Source organism: Deltaproteobacteria bacterium, assembly GCA_016219225.1.
Classification (GTDB): domain Bacteria; phylum Desulfobacterota; class RBG-13-43-22; order RBG-13-43-22; family RBG-13-43-22; genus RBG-13-43-22.
The window spans coordinates 1-21,325 of sequence record JACRBX010000351.1; the positions used below are offsets into that span (position 1 = coordinate 1).

Below are 21,325 nucleotides of genomic sequence, written 5' to 3' on the forward strand. Positions count from 1 at the left end.
AGACCGACGATTGGCATATTGATATCCTGGTTTCCGGTTCACAGAAGGCCTTGATGCTTCCCCCGGGACTGGCCTTCGCCAGTGTCAGCGAAAAGGCCTGGGGATTGAACAAAACCGCTAGCCTGCCCCGGTTTTATTTTGACTTCGCCAAAGAACGCAAATCCCTGGCCAAGAATACCGGCGCTTATACTTCAGCAGTTACCTTGATTATCGGTTTGCAGCAGGTCTTAAGACAGATCAAAACCCTCGGTTTGGAAGCCGTTTTTGCCCGGAATAAACGTCTTTCCGAGGCCACCAAGGCCGGTATCAAGGCCCTGGGGCTGAAATTCTATGCCGAAGAAAATCCTTCGGAATCCCTGACCGCCATCCAGGCTCCGGAAGGCATCAATGGACAGGATGTGGTCAAGATCATGCGGGAAAAATACGGGGTGACCATCGCCGGCGGCCAGGCCCAGGCCAAAGGGAAGATCTTCCGCATCTCTCATATGGGTTATGTCAATGAATTCGACGTGATTGTTGCCTTATCGGCCCTGGAATTGGCCCTGAAAGATTTAGGCTATCCGGTGGAACTCGGGGCCGGGGTTAGGGCGGCGGAAATGGTGTTCGGGGGGTAGGCGGTCAAAATAAAAAAATTGTAAATTAATGATGGACTCGTAAAAGAGCCGTCATTCCCGTGGAAACGGGAATCCAGTGTATTTAGTTAATTACTCATGTCCTGGATTACCGCTCCCCGATTAAGACATTGGGGACAAGCTTCGTGAGGATAGCGACTTTTACGATTCCAACAAAATAGGGATGAGTTCAAAAGAATAAGGAATTACGATAGGAGTACAAGAAATGAAAATTCTGATCAGTGATAATTTGTCGGAAAAAGGGGTCGAGATCTTTGCCAAGGCCAAGGGAATCGAAGTGGATGTCAAAACCGGCCTGGCCCCGGAAGAATTAAAGACGATCATTAAAGACTATGACGGTTTGGTTATACGCAGTGCCACCAAGGTTACCGCTGAAATCATCGAAGCGGCCGCTAACCTGAAAGTGGTCGGGCGGGCCGGGATAGGCCTGGATAATGTCGATATACCGGCTGCTTCCCAGAGGGGTATCGTGGTCATGAACACCCCGGAGGGCAACACCATCACCACGGCGGAACATACTATTTCCCTGCTGGTGTCTATGGCCCGAAAAATCCCCCAGGCCACGGCCTCCCTTAAAGATAAAAAATGGGAGAAAAAGAAATTCCAAGGAAAAGAACTTTTTAACAAGACCCTGGGGATCATCGGCACCGGGAAAATCGGCAGTATCGTGGCTGACCGGGCCAAGGGTCTCAAGATGCAGGTTATTGCCTTTGACCCCTTTATTCAGCCGGAAATCCTTTTGAAACAGGGGATCGAGCCGGTCACTCTGGAAGAACTCTATCAACGGGCCCAGTTTATTACCATTCATACCCCCAAAACCAAGGATACCCTGGGATTGATCAATGCCCAGGCCATTGAGCGGATGCAGGACGGTGTGATGATTGTTAATTGTTCCAGAGGCGGGATTGTGGATGAAAAGGCCCTCTATGACGGATTGGTCAGCGGAAAGGTGGGGGGAGCGGCTCTGGATGTCTTTGAAACCGAACCACCGGGAAACAACCCTCTTCTTTCGTTAGATAATTTCATTTGTACCCCCCATTTAGGGGCTTCCACTGCCGAAGCCCAGGAAAATGTGGCTGTGGCCATTGCCGAACAGATAGTCGATTTTTTGCTACATGGGGTCATCAAAAATGCGGTGAATGTCCCTTCGGTCAGCGCCAATCTGCTGGAAAGGGTCAAGCCCTATCTGGTCCTGGCCGAACGGCTGGGAAGCTTCCAAGCTCAGATTTTGCAAGGCGGGATGACCGAGGTCTCGGTTGAATACCTGGGTGAAGTGGCCAGCTATGATACTAAGCCTATGACTGTTTCCCTGCTAAAGGGCCTTTTGACCCCCATCTTGAAAGATGTGGTTAATTTCGTCAATGCCCCCATCCTGGCCAAGGAAAGGGGCATACGGGTGATTGAATCGAAAACCGATACGGTTGATGATTTTTTAATTCTCATAACTTTAAGGGTAAAGACCCAGAAAATGGAAAGTTCCATCTCGGGAACCTTATTCGGAAAATACGAACCCCGCATTGTCCGGTTGAATAACTTCCGTCTGGAAGCCAATCCCGAAGGGCATATGCTCCTGATTCATAATGAAGACAAACCCGGGATAATCGGAAATATCGGCCTGACTTTAGGGAAACATAGAATCAACATTGAACGGATGCAGGTCGGCCAGGAAAAAGAAAAGGGAGAAAATATTATCCTTTTAACCACCGATCAAGCTGTTTCGGCCCAGGCCCTCAAAGAACTCACGGCCCTGCCTTCGGTTATCTCGGCCAGGCCGCTGGAATTGTAGAAATAAAAAAATGCGGGTCCAGCATCAAAGTTGAACCCGCATTTCTATAACTAAAGCCTCATGTCCCGCCTGGGTCACCACGAAGCATAAAAATGGGTTTCGCCGAACACCGAACGCTGTACGACGAACGTTATTCTCGTATTAAATTAACAACTGCAGGAAGTCCCGCAGGAACCGCCACCCAAACTCAATCCGGAAGTCACTGAAAACCCCGACCGCCCCATCTGATCGACATAATCTACTTTAATCTCTTTGGCCTGTTCTTCCAATGCCTTGTCTACCAGGTAGGTGATTCCGTCAATTGCATAGACCTTATCATTTTCTTTGGACTCATCCAGAGCCAGAGCCAATGAAGGCCCCGATCAGCCGCCCTGGCTTAAAAATACTCTTATAGCCGAGCTAAGATTTTGTTTTTCAAAATAATCTTTCAGGGCTGTTTGTGCCGTTTCGGTTACTGTCAACATAATGTTTCCTTTCCCTTTTTTAAAATCTTTTCATTAATTATAGGAATCAAGGGCCTTCTTGTCAAGAAGGGCTTTCGATTCTTTCCAAAACCGGTTTGAGACTGATGCGATGGTCCTCCAAGCCGAGATTGATGCGCTCCAAACCCATGGCCAAGCCGAGGAGCTGAGAAATAAAGAGCGTGGGTAGACCGAAGCCGTCATGATACTTCCTTTCCAGCATCAGTTGGCCCCGGTCAAACTGGTAAAAGCAGGAAGGACAGGCCACGGCCACGGCCTCGATCTGATGCTTTTTCATGTGCTGCAGTTTTTCACGGGTAATCTCATTGGCCGCCTGGACGTCAATATTAGTCCCCAGGGCCGAGCCGCAACAAAGGAATTTCCGGGAATATTGGGTCGGTTGGGCCCCAAGGACGGCCAGGATATGGTCCATACTGACGGGCACGTAACTGGCCGCCTCGGAAAGGTCTTCCGGATACATAAGACGGGGGGGGCGGTATAAATGGCAGCCGTAATGGCAACCGATCCGGATTCCGCTCAGGGGAGTGCGAACCTTTTCGGCTATCCGGTCCAGGCCGATTTCCTGAAAAAGGACGTCCAGGAGGTGCTTGACCTCGATCTCCCCTTTAAAACAATGGCCGGACCCTTCCAAGGCCTGATTGACCTGGTTGCGCCTTGAGAGGTCCTGTTTCAGGATCAGGTTGACTTCCTTCAGCGTATTGACACAGCCGTTGCACATGGCCAGGATAGGAAGTCCGGCCTCCTCGGCCAGGCAGAGATTACGGGCCGCCAGGGCCAGCCAGGTATCGTAATGGGCCAGCTTCAAATTGGTCGGGGAGGGACAGCAGGAAAAGGGCAGGTCCACCAGCTCGATATCCAGGGCCTTCAGCACTTCCCGGGTGGCCTTTTCAAATCCCGTGTATTTGACCGGGATGACACATCCTAAAAATAATGCATATTTCATCATCAACTCAATTCAATCACTTCATTTAAACCGGTTTTCTTAAGGATGCCCTCAATTTCGTCGATATTCAGAGGACTAAGGGGAGGCAAGGACAGCTTCTGGCGGTCTTTCAATACCTTTTCGTTGACAATCAGACTGCGGCCGGTTTTGGCAATCATATCCACGGCGAATTTTATTTTTTCCGGCAGATTACCCCGCTGGGCAGCCAGGTTAAAAATAGCCGTTAATAATTCCGGGATATTGATTTCCTGTGGGCAACGGTCTTCGCAGACATGACAGGTGGTACAGTACCAGACCCGTTCATCCCTCACCACGGTCTCCTGGCCCAGGTTCAAACAGCGGAGCAGGATTTCCCGGGGGCCATAGGATTTCATGACCATGGCCGCCGGACAACTGCCCGTACAGCGGGCGCACTGGTAGCATTCAAACAGGTCTTCTTTATTAAAAAGTTCCCAGATGCTTTTGATCACTTATTCAGCCTTTCCTATCTAAACCCTCATGCACCATCAGGAATTCACGGAGCATGAAAATGGCTCGCTCCGAACTCTAAACTCCGAACTTTCCGATTTAAACCGTCCCTTCCTCTTTCCCCTTTTTCTTCGGCACCAGGACCTGCCTGGTCTTTTCGATCTCTTCCGGCTGCACTCCCTGGATGATCTCAGCCATTTCTTTCATTTTTTTGGCAAAGAGATTGCCTTCGGCCGCACTGATCCAGGCCAACTGCAAGCGGTTTTTGTCCAGGCCCAGCCGTTCCATCTTTTTCCAGACCCTTTTGACCCTTTTTTCAGTCTGGTGGTTGGCGTTGATATAATGGCAATCACCGATATGGCAGCCCGATACCAAAACGGCTGCCGCCCCGCGCCGGAAGGCATATTCGATGAAATCGGTGCTGATCCTGCCGGAACACATGGTTCGTATAATCCTGACCGGCGCCGGGTATTGCATCCGGCTGACGCCCGCAAAATCCGCCCCGGCATAGGAGCACCAGTTACAACAGAAGGCTACGGCCTTGGTCTCCGGGGCCTGTTCGGTGATGGCATCGATCTGGGCATAGATCTGCTGATCGGTAAAGTGCCTTTGCGTTATGGCCGAAAAGGGACATTCGGCCACACAGGTTCCGCACCCGGCGCAAGAGGCCTGAGTAACCTGGGCGATTTGAGTCTCCGGATCCTGACGGATGGAAGAGTATGGACAGACCTTGAGACACAGTCCGCACCCCTGGCAGAGCGTCTCATCCACGACGGCCGTTATAGCATCCACAGTGACTTTCCCCTGGGACATCAGGATGTTGGCCCGGGAGGCGGCCGCACTGGCCTGGGTGACCGAATCCTTGATGTCTTTGGGCCCTTCGGCACAGCCGGCCAGAAAGATCCCGCCGGTCGGGGTATCCACAGGCCGCAGCTTGGGGTGGGCCTCCAGGAAAAAACCATCGGAAGCACAGGAAAGGTTTAAAAGCCTTTGGACGACCGGGCTGTCTTTTCTGGGTTCGATCCCCACGGAAAGGATGGCCATGTCAACTTCATAGCGATAGAGTTGAGAAAGAAGGGTGTCTTCACCGATCAAGGTCAGATCGTAGGTTGCCGGATCCTCGATAATCTCTCCGGGGACCCCCCGGATAAAGGAGACCCCTTCGCGGCGGGCCCGCTGGAAGAGGTCTTCAAAGCCTTTCCCAAAGGCCCGGATATCGATATAAAAAACCAGTATTTTGGTCTCCGGCCAATGTTCCTTGATCAGCAGGGCATCCTTGATGGTATTCATGCAGCAGATATTACTGCAGTAGATATTAGAGCGCTTGGAACGGGAACCGATACATTGAAGAAAGGCCACGGTCTTGGGGATTTTCTGGTCCGAGGGTCGGATCAGGTTGCCTCCCGAAGGTCCACCGGCATTGATCAGGCGTTCAAATTCCAGGCTGGTGATGACATTGGGAAATTTCCGGTAGCCGAATTCGGTTAAAGGCGTCGGGTCATAGACGTCGACTCCCGTGGCTACGATAATGGTCCCCACCTCCAGGGTCAGGAGCTGATCTTTCTGGGAATAATCCACACACTGCCTTTGACAGGCCTGAAAACATTTATCACAGGCCACAATGCCGTGTTTATTCAAACACAGATCCATATCAATCTGATAAGTGGAGGGTACGGCCTGGGCGAAGGACATATAGATAGCCCGCCGCATGGAAAGACCGGCATTGAATTCATCCGGGGCTACCTGGGGACAGGCCTTGGCACAATCGCCGCAGGCCGTACAGGAGTCCGTTACAAAACGGGCCTTTCGGCGGACCTGGACGGTAAAGTTTCCCACATACCCTTCGACCCCTTCGATTTCACTCAAGGTCATGAGTTCAACGTTGGGATGACGTCCGGCCTCGGACATCTTGGGGGCCAGGATGCAAATGGAACAGTCCATGGTCGGAAAGGTCTTGTCGATCTGGGCCATGCGGCCGCCGATACTGGGCTCTTTTTCGATCAGGTAGACCTTGTAGCCGCTATCGGCCAGATCCAGGGCGGCCTGGATGCCGGCCACCCCGCCTCCGATGACCAGGGCCTTGCGGGTTACCGGGACCTCGAAGGTCTCCTGGGGGGCCAGAACCCTGGCGCGGGCCACGGCCATCCGCACCAGGTCTTTGGCTTTTTCCGTGGCCTCTTCCTTGTCGTGGAGGTGGACCCAGGAACAGTGCTCCCGGATATTGGCCATCTCAAAGAGGTAGGGGTTTAATCCGGCCTCCTGGCAGGTGGCTCGAAAGGTCGGTTCATGTAAACGGGGGGTACAGGAAGCTACAACCACCCGATTCAGTCGGTGTTCTTTTATATCGGCCTTGATCAGTTCCTGCCCCGGTTCAGAGCAGGTATAGAGATTATGTTTGGATAAGACCACCCCTGGGAGTTCGGCGGCAAACTCCGCCACCCGGGCGCAGTCCACTACCCCGCCGATATTTAATCCGCAATGACAGACATAGACCCCGACCCGGGGGTCTTCTTTTTCTTTCCGTAGAATTTTTTTGGGGGTCAACCCGGAAACTCCTTTACTTTTTTCCCATATTCATAGCCTTTTTCAAAGGCCTTGAGGTTCAATTCTTCTGTCCCACGGGGGATCGAGTCAAAGAGGGCCTGTTTCATGGCTTCATAACCGACTACTTCGGTGACAGAAGTAATAAACCCCAGCATAACGATATTGGCAACGATCTTCCGGCCTAACTTTTCGGCCAACCGGGTGGCCGGAATTTTATAAAGCCGACATCCTTCCGGAACGATATCCAGATCGACCAGATTCTCATCGATCAAGACCGTGGCCTGATTGGACATGAGACCGCCATAGGTGTGTTTGGCCTCTTCGGACATCAGGACCAGGACATGGGGACAGGAAACCCGGGGATAAAAGATCTCTCCTCCGGAGATAATCACGTCAGCGCTGCAGGCCCCGCCCCGGGCCTCGGGGCCGTAACTCTGGGTGAAAACGGCATTGAGTTTTTCAAAAAGGGAGGCCGCCTTGCCCAGGATATGCCCGGCCAGGACGATCCCCTGGCCGCCGAACCCGGCCAGGCGTATTTCGGTTTTATTTGTATCGGTCATGGTTTTTTATAGATCGAAAAACAGTTTCAAGTTTCAAGATGCAAGATGACGGCGTGGATGGCTTTTTACGAACTTGTCAAGTATGACGGCTTTCTAATAATTCCGCAATCCGCAATCCAAAATCCAAAATTATTACGTTTCCGTTCTCCTGAATTTCTTCAAGACCTTGTCCTCATATTCCTCAAGAAGGGTCGGGCGTTGTTCTTCCACAAATTTCCCGACGATGATCTTTCCTTTCAAGACAATGTCCACGTCCCTGGGGTCGGCCCCATTTTGAACCAGGCTGTTTTCTTTGTAATAGATCATCTCATCCAGGCCGCTGCCTAATTTATTGGGCCGGCCGTAACCGATCGGGCAAGGGGCGATGACCTCTATGAAAGTAAAGCCCTTGATGGCAAAGGTCTCGGCTATGGCATTAACCAGTTGGCGGGCATGGAAGGTGGTCCAACGGGCCACATAGACCGCACCACTGGCCCGGGCCAGATAAGGCAGATTGAAAGAGGCCTCCGAATTACCATAAGGGGTAGTGGTTGTCTTGGCCGTCACCGGCGTTGTCGGGGCCACCTGGCCGCCGGTCATCCCGTAATTGAAGTTATTGACGCAGATAACCTTGAGGTTGACATTTCTCCTGGCGGCGTGGATAAAGTGATTCCCGCCGATGGCGAACAGATCCCCGTCCCCACTGAATACGGTCACCGAAAGATCCGGACGGGTCAAGGACAGTCCGGTGGCGAAAGGGACGGCCCGGCCATGGGTGGTATGATAGGTATCCATATTCAGATAGCCGGCCACCCGGCCGGTACAGCCGATTCCGGAAACGACTACGGATCGGTCGATGGGAATAGCCGCCATCTTTAGGCCGTTGATATAGGTATTCAGGACCACGCCCAAGCCGCAACCCGGACACCAGATATGGGGTATCCTGCCGGGCTTCAGATACAGATCGTCGGGATGGAGGCCATGCTGTTCATCTCTGAGACGTCTGGTGGCATCGCCATCAAAAGGGACCACCGGTTGACAGCGTATCTTCATGGCAGATACTCCTCGACGGCTTCCATTATGTCTTGCGGAGAATGAATAGTCCCGCCCATTAAAGGCAAGAGGACCGTCTCGGCCTGACCCTGGGCGCACCTTTCCACTTCATAGGCCATCTGCCCATAATTGATTTCCGGGACGATAAAGGCAGAAAGGTTCTTGCTGATTTTGCTAACCCTTTCTTCCGGAAAGGGCCAGAGGGTAATCAGCCTGAGCAAGCCCACCTTTTTCCCTTTGGATCTCATCAGGGTTACCGCTTCCCGGGCCGCCCTGGAGGTACAGCCATAAGCCACAACAACCACCCGGGCATCGGGGATACCGATTTCCTCCACTTGAATAATCTTGCGGGCGTTGAGCCGGATTTTATCCGTCAGGCGCCGAACCAGCCGTTCATGGACCTGTGGGGTTATAATGGGATAGCCCTGTTCGTCATGGGTCAAACCGGTCACATGGACATGGTAACCCTCTCCGGCACAAGCCATGGGTGGCACGAAGTCTTCCCCGGCCATAAAGGGCAAATAAGTTTCAGAAGACTGGCTGGGCCTGGGCCTTGAGATCAGATGAATTTGATCCATCGGCGGGATGACCACTTTTTCGGACATATGCCCGACCAGTTCATCCCCCAGGACAAAGACCGGCAGGCGATAGGTCTCAGAAAGATTAAAGGCCGAAATAGTCAGATCAAACATCTCCTGCGGGGAAGATGGGCAAAGGGCGATGACCCCGTAGTCTCCGTGGGACCCCCAGCGGGCCTGCATGACATCGGCCTGGCCGACCAGGGTGGGTAAGCCCGTGGAAGGTCCGCCGCGCATGATATCGACAATGACGCAGGGGGTCTCGGTCATCATACCCAGACCGATGTTTTCCATCATTAAAGAGAAGCCCGGGCCGGAGGTGGCGGTCATCGATTTGGTTCCGCCCCAAGAGGCCCCCAGGATGGCGGCTACCGAGGCGATCTCATCCTCCATCTGGATACAGATCCCCTGGACCTGGGGCAAACGCCGGGCCATCCGTTCAGCGATTTCCGTGGCCGGGGTGATGGGATATCCGGCAAAAAACCGGCAGCCGGCGGCAATAGCCCCTTCGGCGCAAGCCTCGTCCCCATTGATAAAATGTTCGCCGGTCAATATTCCTGAATCAGACATGAGTTACGTTTCTTCCTAAACTTTCATTCCCGGTTTTCTCCGAACTCCCTCCAGGCCGGAGGCCGAACTCTATACTCCGAACTTATTGCACCGGGGTTATGAACTGGATCCTGCCGGAGTAGGAGTAGTTTCGGGTTCGAATTTTTTTGAATAATTGGCAATATCTTCGGCTGTCAGTTCCTTGTATTCCTTGAGGACGCTATAGATGGCAAATTCCGGACAAATGATCTCACAAAGATTGCAATTCACGCATTCCCCCTGCTTGGTGACCAAGGGCGGATGATAACCTTTCTTGTTGAATTCGGGGGCTTCTTTAAGGACCTGGTTGGGGCAGAATTCGATACAAAAGCTGCAACCCTTACAGCGGTCTTTAATGATATGCAGTTCCCCGATCGGGATGGAATGGGAACCGGCATCGAGCGGTAATCTCCAGAATTTCATAACAACCCCTTAAAAAACGTACACAAAAGCTTTCTATTTAATTTAAATGAGAAGGTTTTGTCAATATAAAAGTAGATAATGAAAAATAAAATCAATGAATCAATCGACGGACCATGAGGCGCAGGGATAATGGAAGGGTTATCAGGCAGAAGACCAGGAGATACAAAAAATTCCAAAGATTTTCCGGAGAGAGAATATTTAGCGCCAGGGCACGGATCAGTTCCACCACATGGGTCAGGGGAAAGATCCAGGCCAAAATTTTGGCCCAGAAAGGGAGTTGGTCCAGAGGGAAAAAGGTCCCGGAAAAAAGAAACATGGGGGTAATAAACAGGAAGACCGGAAGGTTGAAGGCCTCGATGTTCGGCATCAGGGCCGTAAAACACATCCCGGCGGACCCGAAGGCCAGGCCGCCCAGGAAGGCTGCCGGAATTATCGCCAGAGACCAGGGGTAGGCCAGAAGTCCGAAGAAGGAAAGGACGATCATCATTAAAACGGTAGCCATCAAGGAACGACTGGCCCCCCAGAATATTTCACCCAGGATAATTTCTTCGACGGTCAGGGGTGTGGCCATGATGGCATCAAAGGTTTTTTGATAATACATCCGCACATAGGAGGCATAGGTGGTTTCAAAGAAGGCATTTTGCATGACATTGATGGCCAGGATCCCCGGGGCAATAAAGGCGGTATAAGTGATCAGACGACCGCTGAAGGGAATTTGACCGACCAGATAGCCCAGGCCGGCCCCAAAAGCCAGTAGATAAAAAATGGGCTCCAGCAGAGGGGGTAAGAAGTTGATCTTCCAGGTCTTGAGATAAACATCCCAATTGCGCTGCCAAACCCGGACTAAACGCCAGGAAAGTCTGTTCGGAGTTCGGAGTTCGGAGTCGGAAGTTTGAAAACGAAAGTGGAACACCTTCCTGTTCATTCGCGAAGCCCCCGGCCGGTAAATTTTAAAAAAACATCTTCCAGAGTGGCCATGCGCAAGGTACAGCCGCTTCCACAAAATTCGCCTGAAATTTGCTGAAACAATTTTTCCCCTTCCCGGGTATGGATCAAGAGCCGTTGCGGGAGGTGTTCATACTGGATCTGTTGAGCCTTTAAAAAATCCACCAGATTGGAGGTCGGATTTTCCACCTCAATCACATTGCCGCCGATATGCTCCCGGATGAGTTGGCCGGGAACGCCCTCCACCAGGATTCGTCCATGATCCATGATGATCAGGCGGTCGCAGATCTGGGCCGCCTCGTCCATATAATGGGTCGTCAGCAGGATACAGATATTTTTGGCCTTAAGCAGCCGGATCTGCTCCCAGACCTGGTGCCGGGATTGGGGATCCAGTCCGGTGGTCGGTTCATCCAATATCAACAGGTCCGGATTATGGATCAAGGCCCGGGCAATAACCAGACGGCGCATCAGCCCCCCCGAGAGTTCCGAAATAAGGGCCTGCCGCTTATGGACCAGACCCATAAAGGTCAGCCATTCTTCAGCCCGCTCCTTAGCGGTTTTTGGGGGGAGATTAAAATAACGGCCATAGACCAGCAGGTTTTCCCAGACGGTCAGGTCCGGGTCCAGGTTGTTTTCCTGCTGGCAGACCCCGATCCTGGCCTTGATTTCCCGGAAGTGTTGTTTGATCTCTTTTCCGAAGACCAGCAAACGACCGGCGGTGACCGGTGAAAAACCGTAAATCATCCGTATGGTGCTGGTTTTTCCGGCCCCGTTCGGTCCCAGAAAACCAAAACATTCCCCGGCTTCAGTCTCAAAGGAGATCCGGTCCACTGCCACCAGATCCTTGAAACGTTTGGTCAGATTTTCCGCTTTTACGACAGGGTTCAAGCAAGACTCCTCACGAAGACCATTTCAGAACTCCGAACTCAGCACTCTTTTAGGGCACCCGCCAGCATGAACATCGATTTCGCCGAAGGCTGAAGGCCGAAGGGAATTTCGGTTCAGCCTTGCCCCTTTTCATGCAGGGGCACCCAGAACATAAGCAGCATAGCCGGGAGGGAGGCGCTGAAGGCCAGGATGAACATGTTCAGATACCCCATCTTTTCGACGATGATACCACCGAATCCGCCGAAGAAGGTGGAAAAAATGGACATAATAGCCGAACCCACGGCGTAATGGCCGGCCTTGAATTCCGGGTTGCAGGTCCCAAGGAGATAAACGATCAGCACGGCATTTCCGAGTCCGGCCGCCATCTGCTCATAACAATGCACCGCGGCAATGACCAAAAGCCCCGAGGCCGTTGCCGCCGAGGGAAGGTACCAGGCCAGCCAAATATAGGCCCAGATATTGAAGTTCATGAGGATAGTCAGGGGCCAGATGGCTCTTTTTAAACCCGTTCTCTTGATCCAAATCCCCCCGATCGACGTTCCGACAATGGTACCCAGGGCGCCGAGGATCCCTCCGAGCCAGGAAAACTGGGCCTTGGTTACGCCCAGTTCCCGCATCAGAAAGGGTGTGCCCATGGAAAAAAGGATCTCGTCACCGATCTTGTAAGTAATGATAAAGATAATGACCAGGCCGACCTTTTCCTGATCAAAATAGGACTTAAAGGACCGGGCAAAATCCCGGGCAATGTCGGTAAGAGAGCGGCCCGTAGTCACCCGTTTTTTTTCGAACCGGGGAAGCTGCCAGGCATGAAAAAGGGTCAAAAGGAGCATGGTTAAAGCAGCAGCGCTAAAAGCTACCCCCCAGGGGCCATACTTGTCTTCCCCGCCGAATCGGGCTGCGGCAAAGGCCGCCAGGGCCACAAAGCCGCTCCGGACCAGGATAATCGCCACCCGGTAGGCAAAAACACGATACCCGGTATAAGCGGCCTGTTCCTTGGGATCGGTCAGCCCTTCCATGTAATAGCCGTCTATAGCAATGTCATTGGTTGCCGAAAGGAAGGCCAGGACGACGAAGGTCAGCGATATGACGGCCAGGATCCAATGGGCATCACTCTGTCGGGCGGCCGAAAAACAACTGAGGGAAATACCCACGATCAGCACGGAAATGACGGCCTGGATGGCAATCATCCAGGTCCGTTTCGTTCCCAGGATGTCCAGGAAGGGGGCCCAGAGGAACTTCAGGTTCCAGGGAATCCCTAAAAAATTCAAATACCCGATATACCGTTCCTTCAGGCCGATGTCGGTAAAGAAGACCGATGAAAGGATACGGATAATGGCAAAGGGCAAGCCTTCGGCCAGGTAGGTTGAAAAACACCAGACACCGGTTTTTTTAAGGTCCATAAGGCTTTCTTTTTTACCTTCTGGAGAAGAAAAAGGCAACCTTAATCCTTTTCGATTGTGCTTTCCTGGATCGCCGAGATCAGTTCCGACGCTCCCGATGAGTAGAAATGATCGGCGTTTTTGATGATTTTCAATGATGGAGGGGGTTTCATGACCTGGACCAATTTTCCAAGGTCTGAAAGCGGGCAGAATGGGACCTGATCTCCGGCAATGATCAGTCGGGATTTTGCGCCTTCTTTCAAAAAAGAAAAATCCATCATAGAGATGGGCGGAGAGACCAATATGGACTGGAGGATATCCGGATGCTGCCGGGCCGCCCGGGCATTGACCCAGGCCCCGAAGGAATAGCCGGCCAGGACAATGGGATGTTCCCCCAATCCTTTTAAATAGGCGATGGCCGCTGACACATCTTTCTCCTCCCCGAACCCTTCATCGAAATCCCCCTGGCTCCGGCCCACCCCCCGAAAATTAAAACGCAGGGTGGTCCAGCCTTTTTCTTCAAAGGCTTGGCTGATATGTCCCACCACCTGGTTATACATATCTCCGCCATATAGGGGATGGGGATGAGAAATGACAGCGGCTTCAGGGCTTTTCCCCCGGATCAGCAGGCCTTCCAGATAAAGGGAGCCTGCGGGGAACATAGTTTTTTCGGCTATACCGGTTTTCATAGAGTTTCCTTTAATAATTGGGATTCACAAAAAGACATTACCTCTAATTCCAAGTGAGCGATGGCGCAGGATACCTTGTGTCGCTTGCCGTATGCACCAATAAGATCCACAATGCGATGATGTGGTTGGGCAAGCCATTTTTTAAACGAATAAAGGAAAATGAGAATTGATTTTGAAGATAACAGTTGGCTATCCTTCGGAATCCCGCATCCGCCAAACAATTGCACTTTATCTATCCGTTGCCATCTTAGAACAAAAGCGGCAAATAAATCCCTGGTAAAGATCTCGCCGCCTTAAAGGGGGTTGTATTCATGTAGACCAGGCCCCAGTTGAGCGAATTGACCAGATCTTTGGAAGCGATATACACCGGCGGATCATCCAGCCAGGCCTGGTCTTCGGTTCCGGTGGCATAGAGCCGGGCAGCATTATCCAGGAAACGTTTCTGTCTGGAATACTTATAGGCATACGCCAGAACATCAGCCATTAAGAGCGCCCAGTCATTGACTTCCAGATAGGTCGCATAGGTTGCGTTAAACCAGATGCTGTCAATCGTGGCATAATAGCCGGGTTTCTCCGGAATCGGGCGCATCAGGTGGTTGATAATAAAATCCCCGTAGGTCGCAAGCGCACTGGCAACCCCCAGTGTATCCGTGATACTGTACTCGGTGCAAAAATCCAGATAACGTCCCAGCGTCCATAACACTAGGGCAAACTGAAACCCGCTGATTCTTTCATCGCCGGAGGGGCCACCGGGCGGGGGAATATAGGCTGTGGGATTGGTTAACCAGCCTTTGTCTGAGGTGATGGCCGTATACCTGATAATGGTTTTGGCATTGTTGAGCCAGCGCACATCCCCGGTTTGGCGGTAGCCTTCAATATAGGCCAAAATCAGATTAGCCCGCTCCCGGTAGAACACCGGATAGGTGAAATCACTGAACTGGGACAGATTTTCCAGCGCCTGGAGGCCTTCCAGCGCCGTATCCAGAAAACGCTGTTCCCCGGAAAGATGGTAGGCCCGGATTAAATCCGGTACGCCAAAGAACAGATCCGTAGCCGGAGAATTATAGTTGCGGTTGGGGTTGGTGCAACCCGGTTCATCATGCTGGCTATGACCGAAATACGCACCATGAGCCCAGTGCTGAATGCCCTCATCCGGGATGTGAAGATAGTCAATATCCGCCAGATGCCAGGCAGCCGGCAGACCCAGATCCAGCCAGTTCAGGTCAGCCGAACGGCAGAACTGGGTCAGCATCCCAAACACGTACCAGTATTTGAGATTCATCTGACCGGCCTGATTGGGGCCAAAGGCCTCATAATCCAGGGGCACATCGCCATAATCCTGCCAGCCGTAAAAATTGTATTTTTGAATGGTATTCTCCAGGGTGGAATTACCGAAGCCGGGATCATGAATATTGGGATTAAAATTCGGGTTGGGTTCAAAGGCTACCCGGACATAGCGTTCATAGAGCGGCCATTTTTGGAGGTTCGCCACCGGAACTTCATCCAGCACACCGCTATTGACGTAAAAAGCCGCCGGCCCGGTTCCAAACAGGGGCGCATTAAAAGCCTTGGCCAGCCGTTTGGCTTCTGTGGCGGTCATTGAACCGGATCCGAAATGCAAGAGCAGGGAATGGGTTTTTTCCTCGCCGACGCGAAAATTGTGTTTAAACTGACTGCCATTGGGAAACAAATCAATCGCCACCGTGCCGTTGCTCTGGGTTTCAATGGCTTTGGGGAAATTCTGCCAGAAATTCTTTACGGCTACAGACATACAGGCACCGGTCGGACGGAAAGCGGCCATCCATCCCAGGGCCTGATCGCCGCGCAGGGCTACGCCCGGACCGGTAAGCTGGAAACCCCGGATGGTACAATAGGATTGCAAGCGCGGATTGGCCGAAATTTTCTGATCAGGCCAGCCGACCTGGCCGACATACATATTCCAGTAATCCGTGCCGCTCGAATCCTGATAGAGCCTGACGGTTGAAGCCGGGGTGGTCAGATCCAGGCCCTGCTCACTCAAAACCCGCAGATTGCCGCCGGTGCTCTGAAGCTGGAGTTTCAATTTCAGACTGCCAATGTAAACACTGTTGATGGCGCCCTGATCATGCGCATTGGTGGGCTGCCCGCTTTGATCCGCCAGCACCGGCTGATTGTTTTCCACGGTAAAATCCAGACGCACATCGCTGCTGCCGGCATAAAAATGCAGGCGGGCCGTATAATCCAGCAAAGCCCTGGCCGAGTTATCCAGAATGCTGCCCACCACCTTGACGATGGTGTTTAATTGGCCCTGGCGTTCCAGGGTAGCCGCAGTAACCCGCGCAGTAAAATCCGGGCTTCCGCCGGCAACAAGGCTTAGGGTGCCGGCAGCTTCGTAATCAATAGCATTGGTGGCTGACAGGGATTGCAGCAATGCTTTGCCGCCAATGATTACCTGCTGAAACAGATTGAAATTCCCGGTGGTATTCAATTCAAACTGAGCCGCTCCGGTATCGACGGTCATTTTACCGGGCGTTACCGTATCGACCCGAATGGCGGTAGCCGGTGCCGGCCCAGGTCCGTTATGGTCCAGTTGAAATCCCTGGCTGGTGTTGGCGGGAAGTGAGGTAAAAAAGCCCACCAGCACCCATTTGACCGGCGCTGCGGGATTGTCCGGTGAAGCGCCCCAACGGGCCAGGCTCTTTAACTGCGCCGCAACCGGTGTCCCTAAGGCATTGCGGACGCGGAGATTGGAAAGGTTGGTCACATTCCAGGTTCGGGGCAAGGGAATACCGAAACTGACGTATTCATTGATCCGTTCAACGCCGGCGCGTTCCTGAACGGTTATGGCCACCAAATCCTCCCCATAAGTTAATGGCAGGCTCATGAGACCCATCAGCAGCCATGCGACTGTCGATAGGAATATCCTGGCAATCTGCCTATTTTCCAGAATAGGCTCCATTGTTTTTCCCCCTTACTTTTTATGGACATTCAATTCAATGGAAATAGTCTGGAAAAATTATAACAAAACTATTTTTTTCATCAAGCAAATAGATAAAAAATTGGGCAGGTCTGATCTGTTATCCGGATGGCGTAAGGAGTTTCTGAATGAAAAAATACAAAAGCATTCCGTATGGACTTGCGGATTTCAAAAGCGTTCAGGGAAAGATTTTTTCCAAAATCTATTCTTGCAAAAACAAAAGACCGATGCTAACAATTACCAACCATGGACAAATTTGACAATCTCGTAAAAGCGGCCCAATTTTAGTCTGAAACCGGCCGAATAAACTGTTTGAATCTCACTATCTAAAAACGTATTCGTGTTTTTATTTCTTGCCGCAAGACTGGCAGCCCAGGATGATCCGGGTGTCCTTTATCCAGGGATAAACCACCTGGATGGTTTCCGAACAATGCTCGCATAATAGGGGATCCAGGCGGTGGGTGATGGGATTCCAGGTAATACGGGCAGTGCGTTCCAATTTTCGATAACGGACTTGAAGAAGAAGCTGGACTACCGGGACCAGAAAGCGGAGAGCCGCATTTCCGGTTATGGTTACCTGTATCTGATATTTGTGTTGAAGATCCTCTATTTTTCTGGACAACTCCTGAGGAAGGGCCTCGATTTTGGCTTTTCTTTCGTTTTCATGGGCTTCGGTACGGCCGGCTTTTAAGGCGGCCATCATTTCCTTTTCCATGGCCTGAAAATATTCCCGGGTATTTTTAATGTCCCGTTGAAGTCTGCGTTTCATACTTTTTAAAAATTCGGCCAATTCGGCCTCTGTTACCGCTTGGGCCTTTTTTAAGCCCAAGGAAATGACCTTATCCAAATGGACAGGAAAGTGCGGAGGGATTTTGCCGGGTTCAAAAAAGGTAACCTGGAATTCCGGTAAATGGGCCTCAAAGTCCGGGATCAGGCTTCCGGTCTCCTCTTGGACGGTCAAACGAACCAGTCCCTCTTTTCGCTCATCACTCAAGGCCACATAGTGACTGACAAACACCATATAAGTGGTCCGGGCTTCGGCCCGGCTGACGATCCGGATTTGACCATCGGCAAAGATAAGGTCCCTGCCGATCAGTTGCTCAAAGCCGGCTTTTTTCAAATAAGGGACTTCGATTTGGCCATAAACAATAGGTACATCCTGGGTGGCTTTTTCAATCAGTCGGTCCAGAAACGGGCTTCCATAAATGAGTGGTAAGTCAAGACCGCCTATTTGGACCTCTTCGGGAATCCCCAAGGACTGGGCCAATTCCTGGGGCAACAGGGCAAACAACCGGTCATCACGGTGTTCGACCAGCCCTCCTTGTTTCTCCAGGACCCGGGAAGTAAAAGAGAGCAACTCAGGGTCGAAGGATGGATTCATACCCCGAAATCCTCCTGGAAGAGTTTCTCATCCAACTCTTTGCTCTTTTCATAGACCCTCCTGGCCTGAGTTAAACGGGTGGCCAAAGAATCAAAGGCCTTTTTCCTTTCAGCTTCTCCCGGGTGCTGAACCCAAATGTCATAGACCAGATCGCTGAATTCCTCTTCCCCTTCCAGACGGCCCAGGATCATGTCGATCTCGCCGATAACCAGCTCGAACATATTGATCTTGCGGTCCAGTACTTCCAGGATGTGGTCTTCCAGGGTCCCGGCGGTGCAAAGATTATAGACTCGAACCTCGTGCTCCTGCCCGATACGATGGATCCGTCCGATGCGCTGCTCGATTTGCATGGGATTCCAGGGGAGATCATAGTTGATCATGGTATGACAGAATTGCAGATTGTGCCCCTCCCCGCCGGTTCCGGTGGTCAGGAGAATGGGGCACCCGCCCTTAAAGTCGGCCATTACCTCTTTTTTTTGTTCGGTAGTCAAGCTGCCTTGAAAAACCAGGTGGGGGATTTTTTCTTTGTCAAGAACCTGGTGAAGATGTTCAAGGGTGGCCAGGTAATTTATAAAAATTATTTTTTGTTCCGAATCAGCTTTAAGAAGCTCCAAAAATTTTTTCGTCTTGGCGATAACCGGGAGTTCTTTTTTCAGCTCCAGGAGTTGTTCGGCTTGCCTGCCGACTCCGTTATCCTTTTCCCGGGCCATTTTCCCCAGCATGCGAAAGGCCGCCGGAGGAGATGATCCGGCAGCCTCTAATAATTTCCGCAGGGTCATCCTGGGCAGTTCCATTTCGGCTTGTTGAGTCTGATCGGCGACAAAGGCACTGATATGCCGGTAAAAAGAACTCTCTCCGTCATTGGGGTTAACCCGTACCGTCCAGGCGAAACGCGGAGGCAGATGCAATTGGGTTACGGACCGGGTATTCCGGACCATGACCTCTTTTAAAAGCTGACATAGTTTTTCCCGATTGCGGGGATCGGTCGGGTTACCCCTGGTCACAAATTCTTCTTTAAAGGCCTTTTGGGTTTTTAAATGGCCCGGTTTAAGCAGGGTAACCAGGTTGTATAACTCTTCCAGCTTATTCTGGACCGGGGTGGCCGTCAAAAGTAAGATAAAGGTTTTTAAAAGGCTATTGACCAGCTTCCAGTTACTGGTTGCCCGATTTTTTAAGTGGTGAGCTTCATCGACGATGACCATATCATAGGTCCGTCGGGTAACCGCCTCATAATGACGTTTGGACCGGGCGGTCTGTAAGGAGACCAATAAAAAAGGTTCTTTCCAGAAACCTTCCGGGTCCTGCCGAAACAAAAGATCATTTGAGGATACAAAAGAAAGTTCAAATTTTTCTTTTAATTCTTCCTGCCATTGGTTAACCAATGAGCTGGGGGTAAGGATAAGGACCGAACGGACCAGGCCTCTCAGGCAATATTCCTTCAGGATCAGACCGGCCTCGATAGTTTTTCCCAGACCGACCTCATCGGCCAGGATGGTCCGCCCTCGGAAATCCTTCATGACCTTGCGGGCCGTTTCCTCCTGATACCAGAGAGACTCCATATTCTTCAGGGTGGGCAGACAGATCAGTTGATCATACGAAGTGCGAAAAGATAGTTGATAAGCCTCCAGGGTCAGGTTCAACGTTTCCGAATCGCTGGGTTTTAAACTCTGCATAGCTTCCAGAAAGGCCGTCTGGTTGATAATAAAATGAATCTTGGGTTCCATTTTTGATTCGGGAACCGGCTCTTCGGATCTTAAGGATTTCGGCTTATTTTTTTGCGCTTCCTCTGTTTTTGGGGGCGAAGGAGGAGCCTGCCTTTCCTCAGACCTATCCACTTTTTTTACGGCGGGTGGCCGTTCAGGGGTAGAAAGGGAGAGATGCCTTGATTTCGAACGTGTCTCCATTTCTATCCGGAAAATAGAATCGGTCAGACCTCTTTCCGCAGCCTTAAGGTGTGTTTTGGGGAGACGCCATTTCTGTTCTTTGGCCGTTTTAAGAAAGCGTTGATAGGCTTCTTTGGCTAAGATAAACTCCCCTCGATTAAAGGCCACAATTCCTAAAAACAGAAAATCATCAGCTACAAAGGGCCCCTTTTTTTCCCATAGACGAGACAAAAGGGTATAAAGGACCGGTTGATCTTTGAGGATCTTGGCCGATTGGATGGCTATTCTTTCCATCGCTTGGTTAGGGGGCCGGTTCTTTAAACATTTCAAGGCAAATTTTAATGCCGCCGAATAATCCTTTTCTTCATAGGCCTTTTGGGTCATCCATTCGTATTCGTCCAGTTGCTCCCGCTGTTGAAGACGATCTATTTCCCGGCGGAAGGCCTTTCTTTTCTCTTCCCGTTTTTTCTTTTGTTTGGCTTGGCGGTCAATGGGCATAGGGATGATTGAAAATTAATTTTTAATTTACTCTTAAATTTCTGCCGCCCTTAGTCTTATCCTTATTTCTTTTTCTCGTTCATCCAGGGCAATCCGGTTGAACTCATTTATTTCTTCCAGCCACTGCAGCTTATCCGCGGTGGAAAGTTTTAGATATTCGATGATCTTCTCTTCTTCGATGGTGTATTGAAATCCTTTATTCATTTCACCTCTCCAAGATACTTTCTGACCTTCTTCAGCATTTTTATGTCACTGGCATCTTGCATTCTTCCGCTGAATTCTTTGGTTATTATAAGGTCATTTATGGAAGCCAGATAAATTTCAACATCCTCCACCTTCTTCACCGTTTTGCTTTTAAACGATTCTTCAAAATGGAGCGGGTGGACGAGCAGGATGTCGATCACCTTATAGTTGTCTCGCTTATGGTAAAAACTGAAGGCCTTAAGATTTCTGTTTTCAATCCAGTCCTTCACTTTCTCAGAATCAGTCAGATCCTTCGGATTTACCGGCAACCGGGGAATATAGCCAAGATCATTCAGCACCTTAATGATTTTCAAAATATTGGGTTTTTTCGTTGAGATAATAAGGTCAATATCCTGAGTTACCCGCGGCACGCCGTAAAGGTTAACCGCAAGCCCCCCGACAATAAGATATTTTATCTTTTTTTTAT

The 21,325-nt window shown here is 51.1% G+C and carries 19 protein-coding genes; 2 read left to right on the plus strand and 17 right to left on the minus strand.

The genetic code is table 11. The annotated features are described in order from the left end of the window. A partial coding sequence (locus HY879_28130; protein MBI5607219.1) for an alanine--glyoxylate aminotransferase family protein occupies positions 1-614 on the plus strand: 614 nt, incomplete at its 5' end. A 223-nt stretch (positions 615-837) separates the two neighbouring features. Continuing rightward, positions 838-2,418: a phosphoglycerate dehydrogenase gene (locus HY879_28135; protein MBI5607220.1), complete on the plus strand. Its 1,581-nt coding sequence runs from the start codon at positions 838-840 to the stop codon at positions 2,416-2,418. Between the two features lie 146 nt (positions 2,419-2,564). Here the strand turns inward: HY879_28135 and HY879_28140 are convergent, their stop codons facing one another. From HY879_28140 to HY879_28220, 17 genes are all read right to left on the minus strand, one after another. Further along, positions 2,565-2,882, minus strand: a complete 318-nt coding sequence (locus tag HY879_28140; protein ID MBI5607221.1) for an IscA/HesB family protein — start codon at positions 2,880-2,882, stop codon at positions 2,565-2,567. A gap of 61 nt (positions 2,883-2,943) precedes the next feature. Then, on the minus strand, positions 2,944-3,846 hold the full coding sequence (locus HY879_28145; protein ID MBI5607222.1) for a CoB--CoM heterodisulfide reductase subunit B: 903 nt from the start codon (positions 3,844-3,846) through the stop codon (positions 2,944-2,946). Next, entirely contained in the window at positions 3,846-4,313 is a 468-nt protein-coding gene (locus tag HY879_28150) for a 4Fe-4S dicluster domain-containing protein (protein MBI5607223.1), read from the minus strand. The genes HY879_28145 and HY879_28150 overlap by 1 nt, the downstream gene beginning before the upstream one ends. 97 nt (positions 4,314-4,410) lie before the next feature. Continuing rightward, positions 4,411-6,840, minus strand: coding sequence for a hydrogenase iron-sulfur subunit (locus HY879_28155; protein ID MBI5607224.1), 2,430 nt, complete (start codon positions 6,838-6,840; stop codon positions 4,411-4,413). Between the two features lie 11 nt (positions 6,841-6,851). Next, positions 6,852-7,415, minus strand: coding sequence for a 2-oxoacid:acceptor oxidoreductase family protein (locus tag HY879_28160; protein ID MBI5607225.1), 564 nt, complete (start codon positions 7,413-7,415; stop codon positions 6,852-6,854). A gap of 132 nt (positions 7,416-7,547) precedes the next feature. Next, positions 7,548-8,447 carry a 2-oxoacid:ferredoxin oxidoreductase subunit beta gene (locus HY879_28165; protein ID MBI5607226.1) on the minus strand — a complete coding sequence of 300 codons (900 nt, stop codon included), beginning with the start codon at positions 8,445-8,447 and terminating at the stop codon, positions 7,548-7,550. Next, a complete protein-coding gene (locus tag HY879_28170) occupies positions 8,444-9,595 on the minus strand; it encodes a 2-oxoacid:acceptor oxidoreductase subunit alpha (GenBank protein MBI5607227.1) in 1,152 nt (383 codons plus the stop codon). The genes HY879_28165 and HY879_28170 overlap by 4 nt, the downstream gene beginning before the upstream one ends. Before the next feature lie 96 nt (positions 9,596-9,691). Beyond that, a complete protein-coding gene (locus HY879_28175; GenBank protein ID MBI5607228.1) occupies positions 9,692-10,036 on the minus strand; it encodes a 4Fe-4S binding protein in 345 nt (114 codons plus the stop codon). A gap of 91 nt (positions 10,037-10,127) precedes the next feature. Beyond that, positions 10,128-10,961: an ABC transporter permease gene (locus HY879_28180; GenBank protein MBI5607229.1), complete on the minus strand. Its 834-nt coding sequence runs from the start codon at positions 10,959-10,961 to the stop codon at positions 10,128-10,130. Continuing rightward, positions 10,958-11,869, minus strand: coding sequence for an ABC transporter ATP-binding protein (locus HY879_28185; protein ID MBI5607230.1), 912 nt, complete (start codon positions 11,867-11,869; stop codon positions 10,958-10,960). The genes HY879_28180 and HY879_28185 overlap by 4 nt, the downstream gene beginning before the upstream one ends. A gap of 113 nt (positions 11,870-11,982) precedes the next feature. Then, positions 11,983-13,269, minus strand: coding sequence for a hypothetical protein (locus tag HY879_28190; GenBank protein MBI5607231.1), 1,287 nt, complete (start codon positions 13,267-13,269; stop codon positions 11,983-11,985). A gap of 41 nt (positions 13,270-13,310) precedes the next feature. Continuing rightward, complete coding sequence (locus HY879_28195) at positions 13,311-13,937, minus strand: alpha/beta fold hydrolase (GenBank protein MBI5607232.1); 627 nt, start codon at positions 13,935-13,937, stop codon at positions 13,311-13,313. A gap of 247 nt (positions 13,938-14,184) precedes the next feature. Then, complete coding sequence (locus tag HY879_28200; GenBank protein MBI5607233.1) at positions 14,185-16,875, minus strand: hypothetical protein; 2,691 nt, start codon at positions 16,873-16,875, stop codon at positions 14,185-14,187. A gap of 364 nt (positions 16,876-17,239) precedes the next feature. Beyond that, positions 17,240-18,274 (minus strand): hypothetical protein, encoded by a 1,035-nt coding sequence (locus HY879_28205; GenBank protein ID MBI5607234.1) that lies wholly within the window; start codon positions 18,272-18,274, stop codon positions 17,240-17,242. Then, complete coding sequence (locus tag HY879_28210) at positions 18,271-20,655, minus strand: DEAD/DEAH box helicase (GenBank protein ID MBI5607235.1); 2,385 nt, start codon at positions 20,653-20,655, stop codon at positions 18,271-18,273. The genes HY879_28205 and HY879_28210 overlap by 4 nt, the downstream gene beginning before the upstream one ends. A gap of 33 nt (positions 20,656-20,688) precedes the next feature. Continuing rightward, a complete protein-coding gene (locus tag HY879_28215) occupies positions 20,689-20,859 on the minus strand; it encodes a hypothetical protein (protein MBI5607236.1) in 171 nt (56 codons plus the stop codon). Continuing rightward, on the minus strand, positions 20,856-21,325 hold a 470-nt coding region (locus HY879_28220), incomplete at its 5' end, for a hypothetical protein (GenBank protein MBI5607237.1). The genes HY879_28215 and HY879_28220, both read right to left, overlap by 4 nt.